Origin of the sequence: Bacteroides caecigallinarum (assembly GCF_016902295.1) — a bacterium.
GTDB lineage: Bacteria > Bacteroidota > Bacteroidia > Bacteroidales > Bacteroidaceae > Phocaeicola > Phocaeicola caecigallinarum_A.
The window spans coordinates 14,062-31,750 of record NZ_JACJLQ010000001.1 but is presented as its reverse complement, the minus strand read 5'-3'; the positions used below and the strand labels follow the sequence as shown (position 1 = coordinate 31,750).

At 41.7% G+C, this 17,689-nt stretch carries 15 protein-coding genes; 9 read left to right on the top strand and 6 right to left on the bottom strand.

Annotation, left to right across the window (positions count from 1 at the left end):
- The first annotated feature begins 368 nt into the window (after positions 1-368).
- The 6 genes from rpoN to H6A27_RS00140 all read left to right on the top strand — a co-directional run bounded on the left by rpoN (position 369) and on the right by H6A27_RS00140 (position 7,001).
- Entirely contained in the window at positions 369-1,847 is a 1,479-nt protein-coding gene (gene rpoN / locus H6A27_RS00165) for an RNA polymerase factor sigma-54 (protein WP_204507266.1), read from the top strand.
- A 7-nt stretch (positions 1,848-1,854) separates the two neighbouring features.
- Entirely contained in the window at positions 1,855-2,535 is a 681-nt protein-coding gene (locus tag H6A27_RS00160; RefSeq protein WP_204404118.1) for a phosphatase PAP2 family protein, read from the top strand.
- Positions 2,536-2,569: 34 nt separating this feature from the next.
- Positions 2,570-2,950, top strand: a complete 381-nt coding sequence (gene gcvH / locus H6A27_RS00155; RefSeq protein ID WP_204404116.1) for a glycine cleavage system protein GcvH — start codon at positions 2,570-2,572, stop codon at positions 2,948-2,950.
- 118 nt (positions 2,951-3,068) lie between these two features.
- Positions 3,069-3,578 (top strand): 5-(carboxyamino)imidazole ribonucleotide mutase, encoded by a 510-nt coding sequence (gene purE / locus H6A27_RS00150; RefSeq protein WP_204404114.1) that lies wholly within the window; start codon positions 3,069-3,071, stop codon positions 3,576-3,578.
- On the top strand, positions 3,579-5,420 hold the full coding sequence (locus H6A27_RS00145) for a 4-hydroxy-3-methylbut-2-en-1-yl diphosphate synthase (RefSeq protein ID WP_204507265.1): 1,842 nt from the start codon (positions 3,579-3,581) through the stop codon (positions 5,418-5,420).
- A 216-nt stretch (positions 5,421-5,636) separates the two neighbouring features.
- Positions 5,637-7,001, top strand: a complete 1,365-nt coding sequence (locus H6A27_RS00140) for a glycoside hydrolase family 43 protein (protein WP_204507264.1) — start codon at positions 5,637-5,639, stop codon at positions 6,999-7,001.
- A 100-nt stretch (positions 7,002-7,101) separates the two neighbouring features.
- Here the strand turns inward: H6A27_RS00140 and H6A27_RS00135 are convergent, their stop codons facing one another.
- Positions 7,102-9,702, bottom strand: coding sequence for an alpha-L-arabinofuranosidase C-terminal domain-containing protein (locus H6A27_RS00135; protein WP_204507263.1), 2,601 nt, complete (start codon positions 9,700-9,702; stop codon positions 7,102-7,104).
- Between the two features lie 537 nt (positions 9,703-10,239).
- Complete coding sequence (locus H6A27_RS00130) at positions 10,240-11,535, bottom strand: UDP-N-acetylmuramoyl-tripeptide--D-alanyl-D-alanine ligase (RefSeq protein WP_204507262.1); 1,296 nt, start codon at positions 11,533-11,535, stop codon at positions 10,240-10,242.
- Positions 11,536-11,646: 111 nt separating this feature from the next.
- On the opposite strand from H6A27_RS00130, the gene folP reads away from it, so the two are divergent.
- Together folP and cdaA are read left to right on the top strand one after the other, a co-directional pair.
- Entirely contained in the window at positions 11,647-12,495 is an 849-nt protein-coding gene (gene folP / locus H6A27_RS00125) for a dihydropteroate synthase (protein ID WP_204507261.1), read from the top strand.
- A 110-nt stretch (positions 12,496-12,605) separates the two neighbouring features.
- The gene (gene cdaA, locus H6A27_RS00120; protein WP_204404103.1) at positions 12,606-13,391 is read left to right on the top strand and encodes a diadenylate cyclase CdaA; all 786 of its coding nucleotides are present in this window, start codon (positions 12,606-12,608) and stop codon (positions 13,389-13,391) included.
- Here cdaA and H6A27_RS00115 read toward each other — a convergent pair.
- Genes H6A27_RS00115 through H6A27_RS00100 form a run of 4 tightly spaced genes read right to left on the bottom strand, consistent with a single transcriptional unit; the run spans position 13,378 to position 16,357 of the window.
- Complete coding sequence (locus H6A27_RS00115; protein ID WP_204507260.1) at positions 13,378-14,394, bottom strand: GNAT family N-acetyltransferase; 1,017 nt, start codon at positions 14,392-14,394, stop codon at positions 13,378-13,380. The genes cdaA and H6A27_RS00115 overlap by 14 nt on opposite strands.
- Positions 14,391-15,281: a phosphatidylglycerol lysyltransferase domain-containing protein gene (locus tag H6A27_RS00110; RefSeq protein WP_204507339.1), complete on the bottom strand. Its 891-nt coding sequence runs from the start codon at positions 15,279-15,281 to the stop codon at positions 14,391-14,393. The genes H6A27_RS00115 and H6A27_RS00110 overlap by 4 nt, the downstream gene beginning before the upstream one ends.
- Before the next feature lie 49 nt (positions 15,282-15,330).
- On the bottom strand, positions 15,331-16,026 hold the full coding sequence (locus tag H6A27_RS00105) for an LrgB family protein (protein ID WP_204507259.1): 696 nt from the start codon (positions 16,024-16,026) through the stop codon (positions 15,331-15,333).
- On the bottom strand, positions 16,007-16,357 hold the full coding sequence (locus H6A27_RS00100) for a CidA/LrgA family protein (RefSeq protein WP_204507258.1): 351 nt from the start codon (positions 16,355-16,357) through the stop codon (positions 16,007-16,009). The genes H6A27_RS00105 and H6A27_RS00100 overlap by 20 nt, the downstream gene beginning before the upstream one ends.
- A 242-nt stretch (positions 16,358-16,599) precedes the next feature.
- Here H6A27_RS00100 and pta point away from each other — a divergent pair, with 242 nt between their 5' ends.
- Positions 16,600-17,613, top strand: coding sequence for a phosphate acetyltransferase (gene pta, locus H6A27_RS00095; protein ID WP_204507257.1), 1,014 nt, complete (start codon positions 16,600-16,602; stop codon positions 17,611-17,613).
- Positions 17,614-17,689: the final 76 nt, after the last annotated feature.

Genomic DNA, 17,689 nt, shown 5'->3' with positions numbered 1-17,689 from the left:
ACAACACAAATGTAACAACTATTGCCATGCATGTTACATAAAGTTTAATTAATTATAAAAACAAGAAAACTATTAACAAATTATCTCATTAAAAGCACATCATTATTTTTCAGAAAAAACACATAAAAAAACATATAATAATCAATAAGCATAATTACCCACAAAATAGAATCATTTACTGATACTTCTTTACCTTTTATTTTCTTACGAATTATAATTTAACGAAGCTAAACTTAAAATACATTATCAAAACAATAATACTTCAAAAGATTATAAATAATCATCATCATATTATAGCCTATTAAAAGATTGACCTTCACAATAAATTTATTACTTTTGCGAATAAATAAATTTTCAGTGTTTACAAAATGGCACAAAACTCACGTCAAATACAATCGCAGGCACAACAGCAGGTACAGACTCTTTCACCACAACAGGTGTTACTGGTAAAACTACTGGAATTACCTACAGTGGAATTGGAAGAACGCGTACATGCAGAAATTCTGGACAATCCGGCTTTGGAAGAAGGAAGAGATCCTTCTGAAATTGATGAGGACCAGGCAAACGAATATCCAACTGACCCTGATGCCGACCCTGAGACGAACTATAATGAAGATGTCTCATTAGGCGACTACCGTACAGAAGACGACATACCAGACTACAAACTACAGGAAAACAATCGTTCAATGGGTGAGACACCTGAAGAAATTCCTTTGTCGGACAACGTATCTTTCTACGAAACTCTAAAGGAGCAGCTTGACATGCAGGAGCTGAATGAAGAGCAGAAGATACTTGGAGAGTACATCATCGGTTCACTGGACGATGACGGACTGTTAAGGAAGACCACAGAAGCTTTAATGGACGAACTGGCTATTTATCAGGGAATATACACCACTGAAGAGGAACTGGAACATATTATATCGGTAATACAGGATTTCGATCCTGCAGGTATAGGAGCCAGAAATCTTCAGGAATGTCTTCTAATTCAGATTAAAAGGAAAGAGGATTCTCCACTGAAGAAAATTGAGTACGACATTATAGACCAGTACTGCGACGAATTCACAAAAAAAAATAAGGACAAGATTATACAAAAGCTTGATATAACGGAAGATGAATACAATGCAGCCGTGGCCGAACTTGTTAAATTAAATCCGCGTCCAGGAAGTTCAATGGGTGAGGCTATGGGTAAAAACCTGCATCATATAATACCTGACTTTATTGTAGAAACAGAAGATGACGGTAACATAATATTGAGTCTCAACAACAGGAATGTCCCGGAGCTGAGACTTAGCCGTACTTTCACCGACATGTTGGAAGAACAGACTAAGAATAAGGCCAACCAGTCGAAAGAAGCCAAGGACGCATTCATGTTCCTTAAACAGAAAGTTGATGCAGCACAAGGTTTTATCAACGCCATAAAACAAAGACAAAACACGATGCTTAGCACAATGCAGGCTATAATAGACCTGCAACGTCCGTTCTTTACGGAAGGAGATGAAACTTTATTGAAGCCAATGATACTTAAGGATGTGGCTGAAAGGGCAAAACTGGACATATCTACAGTATCAAGGGTAAGCAACAGCAAGTATGTACAGACAAATTTCGGAATTTTCCCGCTTAAATACTTTTTCAATGATGGTTACACTACCGAGAATGGTGAAGAACTGTCAGTTAGAGAAATAAAACGGATACTGAAGGAAATGGTTGACAACGAAGACAGGCAAAAACCACTTACTGACGACGAACTTGCCGACGCATTGAAAGATAAGGGCTACCCTATAGCACGCCGTACAGTAGCAAAATACCGTACACAGTTGAATATTCCAGTAGCAAGACTAAGAAGATAGAAAAAAAATGGAAGTAAACAATATTCCCAACGAACTGACATACCACGAACCGGTACGCCTTACAGAAGAGGAAAGAAGAAATCCACTCTATATAGTATCATATATAGTTTCGGCTATATTTTCTCCTTTCATGGTTCCTTTTGTGGCATTTCTGATGATATTTCTATTTACATATCTCAGCGTAATGCCACTCTCGTATAAAATATCCATCCTTGGACTGGTATATTGTTTCACCATACTGTTCCCTATGTTGGGAATATATATTTTCCAGAAAATCAATGGTTGGGGAATCAGAGAACTTGGTCACAGAGAAAACAGATTTGTTCCATACGGGCTCACAATACTTAGCTACGTTGGCGGTCTGATTACAATGTACAGAATACATACGCCAAGATACATGAGTGGTATTATATTAGCCGTGCTTATATGTATGGTACTATGTACGATAGTAAATCTCAAGCTGAAGATAAGCACACATGCGGCAAGCAGCGGACTGATGGTCGGTGGACTGATTTCATACAGTTTTCTTTTTCAGTTTAATCCTGTATGGTGGCTTGCCGGTTTTATTCTGCTTGCAGGAATGCTGTGTACAGCCCGTATTATAATGCGTCAACATACATTAACGGAGGTTTTCGGAGGATTTGTCCTCGGATTATTTTGCGGTGTCACGGGAATTTTGTTTATTTGAAAAGATAATATTTAACCTTGTAAATTTTAAAACCATGAATTTTCCAACAAATGTAAAGTACACAAACGAACACGAATGGATTCGTTTAGAGGGCGATGAGGCATACGTAGGTATAACGGACTATGCACAGACACAACTTGGTGACATCGTTTTCGTTGATGTTACGACAGAAGGCGAAACTCTCGAAAAAGGAGATACATTCGGCAGTATAGAAGTTGTAAAGACTGTTTCAGATTTATTCTTACCTGTAGGAGGAGAAATCCTCGAAGTTAACCAGGCTCTTGAAGATAATCCGGAACTCGTAAACAAGGACCCTTACGGTGAAGGATGGATAATTAAAATCAAACCGACTGATGTTTCTGAATTTGACGATTTACTCGACGCGGAAGCATACAAACAATTGGTAAATGAATAAAACAATATCTAAACGGCATTTAAACAGCATTTAAATGCCGTTTAGACATTATCAGAAATATACTGATGTGATGCGGAAAGACCAAAAACAAACAAATATTAACTATAAGTAAAAAAGAATGAAACCAATAGTAAGTATCATTATGGGTAGCACATCCGACCTTCCGGTTATGGAAAAGGCTGCCAAACTGCTTGACGAGATGCAGGTTCCTTTCGAAATCAACGCTCTTTCAGCCCACCGCACCCCTGCAGAAGTTGAGGCATTTGCAAAAGGTGCCGCCGAGAGAGGATTGAAAGTCATAATCGCTGCTGCCGGTATGGCTGCAGCACTGCCAGGAGTAATAGCCGCAAACACTACACTTCCTGTAATCGGAGTTCCTATCAAGGGGTCAGTACTCGACGGTGTTGATGCACTGTACTCTATAATACAGATGCCTCCAGGCATACCTGTAGCTACAGTTGCCATCAACGGAGCCATGAACGCAGCAATATTAGCCGTACAGATGATCGCACTGTCCGACGAAGAACTTGCAAAGAAATTCGCCGCATATAAGGAAGGGCTCAAAAACAAAATCGTTAAAGCCAACGAAGAACTGAAAGAAGTTAAATACGCTTACAAGACTAATTAAATGGATTACTTCAACTATTCACGCCGTAAGGCAAACGAAGTATATGTTGGCGCCACTCCTATGGGTGGCGCTAATCCTATACGCATACAGAGCATGACCAACACCGTCACAATGGATACGGAAGCATGCGTAGAACAGGCGAAACGTATCATTGATGCCGGTGGTGAATACGTACGTCTGACAACTCAAGGTGTACGTGAAGCCGAAAATCTGAAAAACATCAATATCGGACTGCGCTCGCAAGGATATGACACGCCACTCGTAGCCGATGTACACTTCAATCCAAACGTTGCTGATGTGGCAGCGCTTTATGCCGAGAAAGTACGCATAAATCCGGGAAACTATGTTGATCCTGCCCGCACATTCAAAAGTCTGGAATATACAGACGAGGAATATGCTCAGGAGATACAGAAAATACGCGAACGCTTTGTGAGATTCCTGAATATCTGCAAGGAGAATCACACAGCAATACGCATCGGAGTGAACCACGGTTCTTTGTCGGACCGTATCATGTCACGCTATGGCGATACTCCTGCCGGCATGGTGGAATCATGTATGGAATTCCTGCGTATCTGCGTAGAAGAGGATTTCACCGATGTAGTCATCTCCATAAAAGCCTCGAACACTGTCGTAATGGTGAAAACAGTAAGATTGCTTGCTGAGCAGATGGAAAAAGAGGGTATGGCATTTCCGTTACATCTCGGTGTCACAGAAGCCGGCGATGGTGAAGACGGACGCATCAAGTCGGCATTAGGCATAGGCGCACTACTTGCCGACGGTCTGGGAGATACAATTCGTGTTTCATTGAGCGAAGCCCCTGAAGCCGAAATACCTGTGGCACGAAAATTAGTGGATTATATCCTGAAACGCGAAAATCATCCATATATTCCCGGAGCTGAAGCCGATGATTTCTGTTATACAAATCCTTCACGACGCAAGACCCAGGCAGTAAGAAATATTGGAGGCGACAATCTTCCTGTAGTACTTTCCGCACGCCTGAACGGCAATATGGAAGTAAGCGAACAGTTTAAACCTGACTATATATACTGCGGACAGACATTGCCTGAAAACAGAAGAAAAGATATCGGTTATATAATAGACGCGAATGTATGGAATGGAGAAGAAGGTACTTATCCGGCATTCAGCACCCAGCAGATTATTGGTCTGCATCAGATAAAATCGGACATAAAATTTCTGTTTACCACATACATGGGACTTAACGAAGAAGTCACAGCATGTCTGCGTCTGCATCCGGAAGTTGTATTGATAGCGCAGAGTAACCATCCAAACCGTCTTGGCGAATATCGTGGTCTGGCTCATCAGCTTACAAGACAGGGGCTAAACAATCCTGTCATCTTCTTCCAGATATACCAAGAGAGCTCTATTGAGGACTTGCAGATTAAATCTGCCGCCGACATGGGCGCGTTAATCTTCGATGGCCTGACAGACGGCATCCTGCTATATAACAATTCTACGGCAATAGCCGATACAAAACTGGACGAAACAGCTTTCGGTATTCTGCAGGCAGGCAGAGTACGCACATCGAAGACAGAATATATTTCTTGTCCAGGTTGCGGAAGAACGCTCTACGACCTTGAATCAACCATAGCACGTATCAAAGCCGCGACTTCACATCTGAAAGGACTTAAGATAGGTATCATGGGATGTATAGTAAACGGTCCCGGCGAAATGGCCGATGCCGATTATGGTTATGTAGGTGCCGGTAGAGGCAAAATCAGTCTTTACAAACGTAAGGAATGCATAGAAAAGAACATTCCGGAAGAACAGGCTGTAGAAAAACTTATAGAACTGATTAAGGCTAACGGAGATTTTCACGAATAACATATTATATCGCCATATTACAGAATGGGAAGTGGATAAGAAAGTCCTCTTCCCTTTTTTTATTTTAACGACATACAAAAATCACTTTAAATCATTTGTGTAACATAAACGAAAGCATTTGTAACATCATAATTCAAAAGATAGTGAGAAACTTCTTTTCTTTGTAAACGTTTATGACACCGATAACAATTAATGAAAATATAAAACCTGAAAATTATGAATCGAAAAACATCAATCGCCCTAACAGCAGGATTAATATCATCAATGTTCAGTTTATACGGACAAAATCCCATAATACAAACTTGTTACACCCCCGACCCCGCACCTTATGTGCATGGCGACACTCTTTATCTCTTTACTGACCACGATGAAGACGATGCGCAATATTTCAAGATGAAGGACTGGTTACTTTTCACCACTACCGATATGGTGAACTGGACATTCCGTGGAGTTCCGATGTCAACAGCGACATTCAAATGGGCAAAACAGGGAGACAACGCCTGGGCCGCACAGGCAATAGAAAGAGACGGGAAATGGTACTGGTACGTAGCAGCTGAAGATACCACAAAACATTTGCACGGAATAGGCGTAGGTGTTGCCGACCGTCCTGAAGGTCCATACAAGGATGCGATAGGCAAACCTCTTGTACCTGGTGATTTCGGATTTATTGATCCTTCTGTATTTATTGACGATGACGGACAGGCATATCTGTTTTGGGGTAACAACGGATTATGGTATGCCAAGTTAGGCCGTGACATGATATCTCTGGAAAGCGAAATTATGAAGGTTGACACAGACAGTGAGTCAGCCTTCGGGCCACACGTATTAAAGCATGACTGGCAGCTTAACAAAGACATTATGAAAACCGGATACGAAGAAGGTCCCTGGGTATATAAGCGTGGAGACACATATTATATAGAATATGCTGCCGGAGGAGTGCCGGAACACATGGCATATTCTACAGCCAAAAGCATAAACGGTCCGTGGACATATCGTGGACGAGTAATGGACGAGGCGCACGGCAGCTTCACAATTCATGGAGGTTCTGTAGAATTCAAAGGACGTAACTTCATGTTCTACCATAATGGCGCGCTTCCTAATGGTGGAGGTTTCCGCCGTTCGTCATGTGTAGAGGAATTTACTTTTAATGCCGATGGAAGTATCCCACACATTCCGTTCACAAAAGAAGGTGTCAAGAAACCGGTTATGAACCTTAATCCTTACGAACGCGTTGAAGCAGAAACCATGGCCAACAGCTACGGACTCAAAACAGACAGACAAGCTGGTAAAGACCACTGGCTTACACGTATTTACAACGGTTCATGGCAGACTTTGCGCAGCGTAGATTTCGGTAACGGAGCAAACTCAATAACAGTTTGCGTACGCGGCAAGTCAGGCGGAACAATGGAATTCAGAGTCGGCGACAAAGTAATAGCCACAATCAACGTTTCGTCAAACAAAGAATGGCATAACATATCGGCCCCTGTTGAAAAAATCAATGGAGTCCACGATCTGACAATACTATATAGGGGAGACGATGAAGAACTGTTTGAGTTCGACTGGTGGAAAATGAACAAATAAGTTATGTAATAGTTATATTTTTAATGCCATACTTAATCAGGGATGAGAATCCCCAATTAAAGTATGGCATTTTTTATGTTCTAAAATCAAAAGACATTATTTACAGCACAATCAGGCTGAACGAATAAGCAGGCAATTCATATTCGAAGTCAGGAGACACTACAATATCCTTTGTCTGAGGCAGAGCCTTTGTATCATCATAATCACCAGTCAGAAGATGAAGCTTGGCGTTAAGCGACGTTTGTTCTCCGAAAATACTTTCCGCGTTAGCAATATCCAGTTTCCCTTTTACCGGATGATTCAGAAGGTTGACCATCTTGATATATACCTTTCCGGTTTTTGAGTCACGGACAGTACTTACGGCAAGTCTTTCGCGCACGCCTTTACGTCCCTCGTTTACTGTCAACGAGCTGTTTATATATTCGTCGCCACAATAGTTACTGCAAAGTTTCTGTACATAATAGCCAACGGTGAGTTTAATCTCATTATTGTTGAAATATATCATGTCAGGACTCCAGTTTATATGTCCTTCCTTTGCAAGAAGCGGTGCATACGAACTCATTTCAACTATATCTCCGTTGCGCTCCATATTGCAGATATGCATTGCCTCACAAAGCGCGGTCTCTATATTGTTAGGCCGTCCGGGAGCATGAGCCGCATATTCACCCAAATATACTTTCGAGCCATTACGGTCATATTGGTCATAATAATTCTGATGGTAAATAAACCATCCCGGACTCTGATAATAATGCTCGTCAATCATATCGATATCATTATCCTTTGCCAGACGCCAGCCAGCTTCGTAGTCGCTACCTTCACACCACGGACCGGCAGTTCCACATACTATGATATCAGGATATTTCTCTTTCACGGCCTTTATTATCATCAGATAGCGTTCCGCAAAAGTATTCGAAACAAGGTCCTCGTTACCGATTCCGATATATTTAAGATTGAAAGGCGCCGGATGTCCCTGCTCAGCGCGTCGTCTGCCCCATTCCGTAGTCTTGGCGTCACCGTTGGCCCATTCTATAAGGTCTAACACATCCTGTACGTATTCAGGCATTTTCTCCATAGGGATACCCCCCTGCTGTCCTGCGCCACAATCGCTTGAATTCTGACAGCTCACACCGGCCGCCAATACAGGAAGAGGCTCACAACCTATATCTTCACAGAATTGGAAATATTCATAATATCCCAATCCTTTAGTCTGATGATAGTTCCATATATTGCGTTGCGGCATGCGGCTCTCCAACGGGCCTATAGTCTCTTTCCAATAATAAATGTTATGCAATCCGTCGCCATGAGCCACACATCCACCAGGAAAACGCATAAACTTAGGTTTCAAATCAGCCAGCACCTGGGCCAAGTCTGCACGCATTCCGTTCTCACGTCCTTTGAATGTATTTTCCGGAAAAAGTGATATCATGTCAATAGCCACCTTCCCTTCGGATTTAGGAATTATCCTGATAACAGCCTTGTCGGCATCTGCTTCGGCCTTGAAAGTTACTTTCAGCTTTTTCCATTCTTTATTCGAAGAAGAAACTTTTGTGCTTGCAACTACTTTCCCATCCTGTTCAAGTGCTACATCAAACTTACCGGCATTGCCTTCAATCTGACGTACAAACATCGAGAATATATATTTCTCACCTTTACGGACTGGTATTCCGTCGAATCCTTCGTTAACCAATGAAAACTCTACCGGCTTTTTAATATCGAGCAAGGCATAATGAGGGTTATTCTTATGAATCGGATTATTTTCTTCTATACTCCATTCTCCGCCATTACCCTGCGCCTTCCATGCATATTGTGAGTTCCAGTCTTTTTTGGCACCTTTAGTGTCGGCAAGAGAATATTCAAAATCTCTGTTCTGCACCAATTCCGCATACAGGCCACCATCGGCGGCATAGCTTATATCTTCAAAAAATATACCTATAAGCTTGTCGCTGATCTTTTTAGTTTCATCAAGATTTATTGAAATTTGTGCTTCGAGAGGTTTCAAATCCTTAAAACGCATCTCATTGTCACAGGCGAGTTCGGCATTGAGAGATTCACGATAGCGCGCGGCTTCCATAGCTGTAACTACGGTATTTATTTCGGCGTAAGCCACCTTAGTAATTTGTCCACGCATTTTTCTGCCATCAATAACGACATCCCTACTTGCGCTATCCACATAGTCTGAACTTACTTTAGCCGGTTTACTGAAATTATAGAAATCGGCCGATTCTGTAATGTAATAATCACCTTCTTTAGTTTTGAAAAGCACTTGATACATTTTTCTATTTGCATCATACTTAAGTACAGGCTCCAGACAACTGCTCACCCCTTCCATATAAGGATAATCCTGCGGCTGCCACAACACAAGGTCTCGGCTTACTGCCACAGCAAACTGGTTGGAATAATCGTTTACCTGAAACACACATCGCCACAGTCCGTCCTGTGTCCTTATAAGATAAGGGTTATACATTTTCTTTTCGCCACCCCATGTACCAAAATCGCTCTTTATGAAAGCATGTTCAGGACCTATCGGAGACCAATATTTTTGGTCGGCACTCCACGCCATGTTCAATCCGCTACCCGGATGAACATTATAAGAAAATAAGTACACGGAATCAGGCACGGCTGTCAGTGCTGATGCAGAAACGGCAAATCCCAGTCCAAGCATAGCCATGCCAAATCTTTTCTTTGTCTTTTGTTGTTTCATTGTCTTTTAGATGAAATAAGGGTTTATATATGTTATAAGTTATTACTTTAAATATATAGAAGCAAATTCTCTTTAATTACTTACGCAAAAATAGGACGAAATCCAATATAGATGATAAAAGTACAAATACGACAACGAGTCATTTAAATATTATACACAAATATACAAAAGGAACAAAGATATACAATAACTACAGACATTTTTTACTTGTCAAATATGCTTTTAAGTATGTTTTTGGCATGTACATATACCCATTATTCTTTACTAAAAGAAAAATCAAACAACCAACATAACCAACTGGATTACAGTATATTACAGTACTCATTCAAGAACATCGGCTTGTGAGGGGAAAAAGACCATGAAACTTCAATAAAAACATGACCGCGTTTAAGTTTAAGGACGGGCATGTTTTAAACCAAATGACCCCGTGTCTTTCCTATGATTTTTTGATGTTTGAACTCGGCAATGGCGATAATACTGCACAAAAAATACAATAAGGTATAGTTTCAATCAGTGTGACACGGACGTGTCACCGTATTATTTCATAAGCTTTTCGGCCAAGGATGCAAGCTTCATACTGTTGGAGCCTTTAATAAGTATCATATATCCCTTTGGCATATCGCCGGACAATGCAGCATATACTTCGTCGGCATTATTGAAATGTTCATAAGAATTTTCTGTTTTGCCAAACTCAGAACCTACAAGTATCACCCTGTCAAAGCCGCAGGTAGTCAGCATATCGGCAATTTTCTGATGTTCCTCAACACTGGCCTCACCAAGCTCTTTCATATCGCCAAGTATCACCATCTTGTGGACAGCCTCAATCATGCGGAAATTATCCAAGGCAGCAGCCATGCTTGTGGGATTGGCATTGTATGCGTCTATCACAAAACGGTTTCCACCTGCCTCCACAAGTTGGGATCGGTTATTGTGAGGCTCGTATGATGAAAGCGCATGGCAGACAGCATCGTCAGCGACACCGAAATATTTTCCTATTGCCACCGCCGCCAGTGCATTGTCAACATTATACGAACCTATAAGATGAGTCCGCACTTCGTGCGTAATTCCTTCTGATTTCCATCCGAAAGCGAGGAACGGAGAACATGAAAGGACCTTGCCCGATACATAAAGGTCATCAGCCGAACCATAACGGACACATTCCAACCCTCCTGCAATGGAATTAAGATATGGATTTTCGTTTTGTATAAAAATCTTTCCTCCTTTGGCACGCAGATAGTCATACAACTCGCCCTTTGTGCGTATAACCCCTTCAAATGAGCCGAAGCCCTCAAGATGGGCCTTACCAACATTGGTTATTATACCATAATCAGGACATGCAATATTTACAAGCGTCTTTATTTCGCCCGGGTGGTTTGCCCCCATCTCGACTACAGCCATTTCGTGTTCGGCAGTGAGTTTAAGCAGTGTAAGAGGCACTCCGATATGATTGTTCAAATTGCCTTGAGTGTAAAGCACATTGTATTTTTCTTTAAGAACGGCAGCTATAAGTTCCTTTGTAGTAGTCTTACCGTTTGTTCCTGTTATGCCTATCATCTTTGTGCCAAGAACACGGCGATGCCATGATGCCAGTTCCTGCAACGCTTTAAGACAGTCATCAACAAGCAGAATACGTCCTTCAGGATCATTTGCATATTCAGCCTCATCAACAACCGCATAGCGACAACCGTTTGCTATGGCTTGCGAGGCAAATGTGTTACCGTTGAAACTGGCTCCTTTTAAAGCTATGAACATTGAACCTTCAGGACAGTCACGAGTGTCGGTAGTAACCTTTCCACACTCAAGAAAGTATTTATACAATAATGAGGTTTCCATTTTAAATTACTATTTTATACGTGGCACAAAGATAAATGAAAAATCAATCGTAAATCAATAAAAAATAAATTATTGTATGTACATTTGCATCATCATTACGCAAGCATCGAAATGAAATACAAAATAGCAAAATATATCAATGTGAACGGCAATCTGATGGATTTGGATAGTCCTAAAGTAATGGGAATACTGAACATTACTCCAGACTCCTTTTACGCAGGAAGCAGAAAACAAACTGAAGAAGACATTCTGCTGAGAGCCAGACAGATTATTGACGAGGGAGGCGAAATAATAGATATAGGAGCTTATTCGTCAAGGCCTGACGCCGATCATATCTCAACAGAGGAAGAAGCCTCAAGACTGAAAAAAGCCCTTACATTATTAAATAGAGAGATGCCCGAAGCTGTGATTTCAGTAGATACATTCCGCGCGGACATAGCAAAGATGTGTGTGGAAGAACACGGAGCGGCAATCATCAACGATATATCGGCCGGCAGCATGGACGACAGAATGATGCGGACTGTGGCAGAACTGAGAGTGCCATACATAATGATGCACATGAAAGGCACACCGCAGGACATGCAGAAAAACCCTGAATACGACAATGTGGTGAAAGAGGTGATGTATTACTTCTCCGAAAAGGTACAGAGGATGCGCGACCTCGGCGCAAAGGATATAATCATAGACCCGGGATTCGGTTTCGGAAAGACACTGGAACATAACTATACACTTATGGATAAGCTGGAGGAGTTTCAGATATTCAATCTTCCGATACTGGTAGGTATATCCAGAAAATCAATGATATACCGTCTTCTTGGCAACACCCCTGATGATGCGTTGAATGGAACTACAGTTCTTAACACCATATCTCTGATGAAAGGCGCAAACATACTGAGGGTTCACGACGTGAAGGAGGCATGCGAAGCGGTGAAGATATATTGTAAGTTGATGAGTTTGTAAGTTGATAAGTTTGTAAGTTTGTTTATGCTATCATCAACCAACTCAAGAACTTTAAAGCTTAAGAACTCAAAAACTCAATAACTTAAAAACTTAAAAACTCAATTATCAAAATGCCATTCGATTTTAGCATAATAAGCCTGAAAGACATACTGGACATATTGCTGGTTGCCTTTATACTTTATAAAACATACAAGGTTATGAAATCATCGGGTTCGATAAACATTTTTATCGGAATACTGGTGTTCATAATAATCTGGATTATCGTCTCACAGGTATTGCAGATGCGCTTGTTAGGATCAATATTCGACAAGTTGGTAAGCGTGGGAGTAATCGCGCTGATAGTGTTGTTTCAGGATGAGATAAGGCAGTTCCTACTGACACTCGGCTCAAGATACCGTTCGAACAGTCTGTTCAGATTCCTAAAAGGAAAGAAATACAATGACAGCAACAAGAACGACATTATGCCTATAGTAATGGCTTGTCTGAGCATGGGTAAAGGTAAAGTAGGAGCATTAATAGTACTGGAAAAGGATGTGCCGCTCGACAATATTGTAATGACCGGCGACGTGATAGACGCAAACATCAATCAGCGTCTGATAGAAAATATTTTCTTCAAGAACAGTCCGCTTCACGACGGAGCAATGATAATAAGCGGGAAAAGAATCAAGGCCGCGGGATGCATCCTGCCGGTGTCGCACAATCTGAATATTCCTAAAGAACTGGGACTAAGACACCGTGCCGCACTCGGCGTTTCGCAGGAAACAGATGCTCTGGCTATTATCGTATCGGAAGAGACCGGCGGTATCTCAATAGCCTATAAAGGGGAATTTTATCTGAAACTGAACGCCGAGGAACTGGAAAGAATGCTTACTAACGAGTATATCAATCAAGCATAAGGCTGATATGCGGTTCCAAATTACGGAAAAGCCATGAGGGCATGTCGCAGATATGGATTTTCTGATATACGGAATCATTGAAATAATTTTTTTGCACCATCTTTCTGCATGAGCCGCCCGAAATATGATATAAACCATTGTTCTCCGGAATGACATTGTCGCCATAGACTTCCAACAGATATTCGCCTTCTATTTTTCCGGATATCTGCTTCAACATTTCGTAAGCGTTAATAACACGCGCCATACCGCATGGAGACAGATGTTCCACGCGCGACACTCCATAATGTAGCGAGACAAAACGGATAATGGCCGCTTCTGACTGTTTATCGACAGACAAAAGTTCTTTTACAATTACACTGCCATCTGAATTTATTAGCAGTACGACACCACACAATTTTCCGTCGGCGTCGGATGCGCACCATACTTCTCCTCCTGAAAGATAAAGGTCGGACAGAACAATTTCCATGTCATCAACCGGATGCAGGATACTCACTGTATATGTTGATAACTGTTGATTAATAAAGTTGCAGACCTCTTCAAGTTCATAGTTTGACCGACGTAACTCACTGAATGCCAAATCACATTTAAAGTTATCAACATTTTCACATATACCTGTTAATAACTTTTCTTTCTGTTGAAAACTTACCACGTAACCGAATCTGGAATAATATCCTATAAGACCTTCGTTGGCAGGTATCAAAACTGACATGTATTTGCCATCGGCATACATCTTCAGATGGGCCTCATCAAGAAGTCGCGACATCAATCCTGCGGAACGGAAATCAGGATGAGTACATGCTCCGGATATGTATGCAACAGGGATTACAGACTCCATGAAACGCATAGGATAAGGCACACGCTGAAGCGCTGAAACCACCCTACCACTTTCGACAATGGCACTGTTGATCTCGTCAGAATATCTCGTTCTGAAATAAAGTTCGACGAAATCATCCGAATCGTCAGGGAAACAGAGTTTCCACAACTCCTTTACCTGTTCTCTCATTTCAGTTCGAGTTTAAATTTCTCAAGCAGCAAATGTGGCTGATATGACAGCTTGGCCTTTCTCAGTCCTTCAAGCCCAAGGTCTTCTTCCCTGTTAATATAAATATACTGTTCGGGGATTATTTTGGCAAACTCATTGTTAATCATGGCGTAAGCACCTTCATAATCAGTATCAGCCTTTTCTACACAAGTATCAAAAGTCTCGATATTAACCGGAGCACCGTATGTGAAACCAACTATCCTTCCACCCACCATAAGAACTCCTCCAATGATATCAAGTTCCTCAAAACGTTCCAAAGCTGAATTCATGGATTTACGTTCGTTCTGCAAAGCCTCATCCTCACTGCAATTATTTGCCTTACACCAGATTGACTCCAACTTTATACACTCCGTCACCAAATCGCGCGTCATAGGCTTGAACTCATAATCAGGATACGTATTACGGAACTTGTTTATATGATTACGCTTAGGCTGAAATTTCTTGCCTACAAGAGTAGAAAGCTCCGAACGGAGATAGAGATAGTCCGCATAGTCGCGGTCGGAAGTAAACATGAACATTCCAGGAAAAAGAGTTTCGAGTTCATCACAACTTTCCTTGCATACACCGTACATCCGGAAAGGTATTCCTTTTGCCTTGGCATCAGCCATAAGCTCTTCCATTACAGGCCTAATGTCACCTTCACCTACCGGCAACATGTAGGATAGATCACCATCAACATAAAACCGGAACGCGAGGAAACCTCCGTATTCGGCAATCTCGGTAAGATAAAGGAAACGCCAACTGTAGAGATTGGCAAATGTCAAATCGCAGTTACGGCGTTTGCTCCGGAGAGTGTATTTCTGCACTGTCTGTTTATCTTCTATATCAAGACGTCTGAAGTTCATTATTTAAGAAGTTAGAGGAGTTAGGGAAGTTAGAGAAGTTAAGGAAGTCATTTCAATATAATCCTATCAGATGTAATATATAAGGTGAAAGCAATGCCGTGAGGATTCCGTTAAGAGTAAGTCCGAGACTGGCATACGCTCCGTATTTACCGCTCACCTCCATAGCGCGTGATGTACCTACGGCGTGTGTGGCCGTTCCCATGGAAAGTCCCTGGGCTATCGGGCTGTGTACACGTCCCACCTGCAAGACCTTGAAACCGAAAATAGCTCCGAACAGTCCGACAACAATCACTACAGCAGCTGTCAACGAAGGTATTCCGCCTACAGCAGACGAAACTTCCATAGCTATAGGGGTAGTGACAGACTTAGGCGCGAGAGACATTATGACTTCGGGAGTAGCTCCCAACCATTTTGCAACTACAGTAACCGAAATTAATCCAACTATGCAACCTGCCAACTGCGACAATATGATAGGAAGCAACTGTTTCTTTATCATACGGAGCTGCAGGTAAAGGGGAACCCCCAACGCAACTACTGCCGGACGCAACCAGAACTCTACCAGAGAACCGGCATCCTGATATTTTTCATACGAAACACCGCTTAGCTTAAGAAAGCAAATCAGCATTGCAACTGCAAGGAGGATAGGATTAAGCAATACCCATCCTGTTTTCTTCTGCAACAGTTTGGAAATGAAAAAGAAACCGAAAGTTATAGCCAGAAGAAAAAACTTATTTTCTAAAAAATCCATATTTGCGAACTATTTGATGAACCCAACCCGTTACTACCAACACTAAAACCGTACTTACCAAAGTGGCTATCACTATAGGCCAGAACTGAGCCTGAATGATATCGAAATACAACATCAGAGCCACTCCCGAAGGAACGAAGAAAAATCCCAGATTTGCCACAAGGAAATCGGACAAGCCCTGAACCCATTCAAGCTTGACCCATCCGAGGTACAAAAACAACGTAAGAAGCAACATGCCTATAATACTGGAAGGCAATTTAACACCGGTCAGGTAAACTATCAGTTCACCTAAGGCCATACATCCGAAAAGGATTGAACATTGACGAATCATACTTTAAATATTCTATTGAAAACCGGTACAAATTTATGTATTAACACATAAAAGAAGATATTACTTCACCGAAAAAGATGTTTATGTCCTTAAACATATATAAAAAGACTATTTTCGACAAAAAAAGTTGGTATTTTGCAAACTACATATTACAATAATGCGTATTTTTGCATCGGAATAAGAAAAAATCGTTAACGCAAACAAGACATTAGGTAATTACATTTATAAAAACATAAATCAACATGGATTTAATTAGTCAAATCGTTGAACGCGCTAAAGCCAACAAACAGCGCATTGTTCTTCCTGAAGGAACAGAAGAACGTACATTGAAAGCTGCCAATCAAATATTGACAGATGGTGTTGCTGACCTTATTCTTTTAGGTAACCCTGAAGAAATAATGAAACTGGCTCAGGAATGGGGATTGGGAAACATTAACAAAGCCACAATCATTGACCCTGAAAACCACGAGAAGAAAGAAGCATACGCTGAACTGCTTTTTGAACTCCGTAAGAAAAAAGGTATGACACTGGAACAGGCACAGGAACTTGTAAAGAATCCTCTTTACCTTGGATGCCTTATCATCAAAGCAGGAGATGCTGACGGACAGCTTGCAGGTGCCCGCAACACTACAGGTGATGTTCTTCGTCCTGCACTTCAGATTATCAAGACAGCTCCGGGCATTACATGTGTATCAGGAGCCATGTTGATGCTTACACACGCACCTGAATGTGGTGACAACGGTGTGTTGGTTATGGGTGACGTTGCCGTTACTCCGGTGCCAGACGCCAACCAGCTTGCACAAATTGCAGTATGTACAGCACAGACAGCCCAGGCTGTCGCTGGTATTGACCCACGCGTTGCCATGTTGAGTTTCTCTACTAAGGGTTCTGCTAAGCACGAAGTTGTTGACAAAGTAACAGACGCGCTTAAGATAGCTAAGGAACTGGCTCCTGAACTGAAAATAGACGGTGAACTTCAGGCAGACGCAGCTCTTGTTCCACGCGTAGGAGCAAGCAAAGCTCCTGGTTCAGAAATTGCAGGTAAGGCAAACGTACTGATCGTTCCTTGTCTGGAAGTAGGTAACATATCATACAAACTTGTTGAACGTCTCGGACACGCTACAGCCATCGGCCCAATCCTGCAAGGTATAGCACGCCCTGTAAACGATTTGTCACGTGGTTGCTGCATCGACGACGTTTACAAGATGATTGCAATTACTGCAAATCAGGCAATAGCGGCAAAATCTCAGAACTAATCAAAACTTTCAATCATCCATAAGCACAAAGGCTATAAAAACACCTTTGTGCTTAACTAACTTTTTTACGTAATCA

What these genes read in the sequence shown, in the direction of transcription:
- H6A27_RS00100 (WP_204507258.1), bottom strand. Translation starts at nt 16,357, where the DNA reads ATGATTCGTCAATGTTCAATCCTTTTCGGATGTATGGCCTTAGGTGAA.
- H6A27_RS00145 (WP_204507265.1), top strand. Translation starts at nt 3,579, where the DNA reads ATGGATTACTTCAACTATTCACGCCGTAAGGCAAACGAAGTATATGTT.
- H6A27_RS00115 (WP_204507260.1), bottom strand. Translation starts at nt 14,394, where the DNA reads ATGAGAGAACAGGTAAAGGAGTTGTGGAAACTCTGTTTCCCTGACGAT.
- H6A27_RS00105 (WP_204507259.1), bottom strand. Translation starts at nt 16,026, where the DNA reads ATGGATTTTTTAGAAAATAAGTTTTTTCTTCTGGCTATAACTTTCGGT.
- purE (WP_204404114.1), top strand. Translation starts at nt 3,069, where the DNA reads ATGAAACCAATAGTAAGTATCATTATGGGTAGCACATCCGACCTTCCG.
- rpoN (WP_204507266.1), top strand. Translation starts at nt 369, where the DNA reads ATGGCACAAAACTCACGTCAAATACAATCGCAGGCACAACAGCAGGTA.
- folP (WP_204507261.1), top strand. Translation starts at nt 11,647, where the DNA reads ATGAAATACAAAATAGCAAAATATATCAATGTGAACGGCAATCTGATG.
- H6A27_RS00160 (WP_204404118.1), top strand. Translation starts at nt 1,855, where the DNA reads ATGGAAGTAAACAATATTCCCAACGAACTGACATACCACGAACCGGTA.
- pta (WP_204507257.1), top strand. Translation starts at nt 16,600, where the DNA reads ATGGATTTAATTAGTCAAATCGTTGAACGCGCTAAAGCCAACAAACAG.
- gcvH (WP_204404116.1), top strand. Translation starts at nt 2,570, where the DNA reads ATGAATTTTCCAACAAATGTAAAGTACACAAACGAACACGAATGGATT.
- H6A27_RS00130 (WP_204507262.1), bottom strand. Translation starts at nt 11,535, where the DNA reads ATGGAAACCTCATTATTGTATAAATACTTTCTTGAGTGTGGAAAGGTT.
- H6A27_RS00135 (WP_204507263.1), bottom strand. Translation starts at nt 9,702, where the DNA reads ATGAAACAACAAAAGACAAAGAAAAGATTTGGCATGGCTATGCTTGGA.
- H6A27_RS00140 (WP_204507264.1), top strand. Translation starts at nt 5,637, where the DNA reads ATGAATCGAAAAACATCAATCGCCCTAACAGCAGGATTAATATCATCA.
- cdaA (WP_204404103.1), top strand. Translation starts at nt 12,606, where the DNA reads ATGCCATTCGATTTTAGCATAATAAGCCTGAAAGACATACTGGACATA.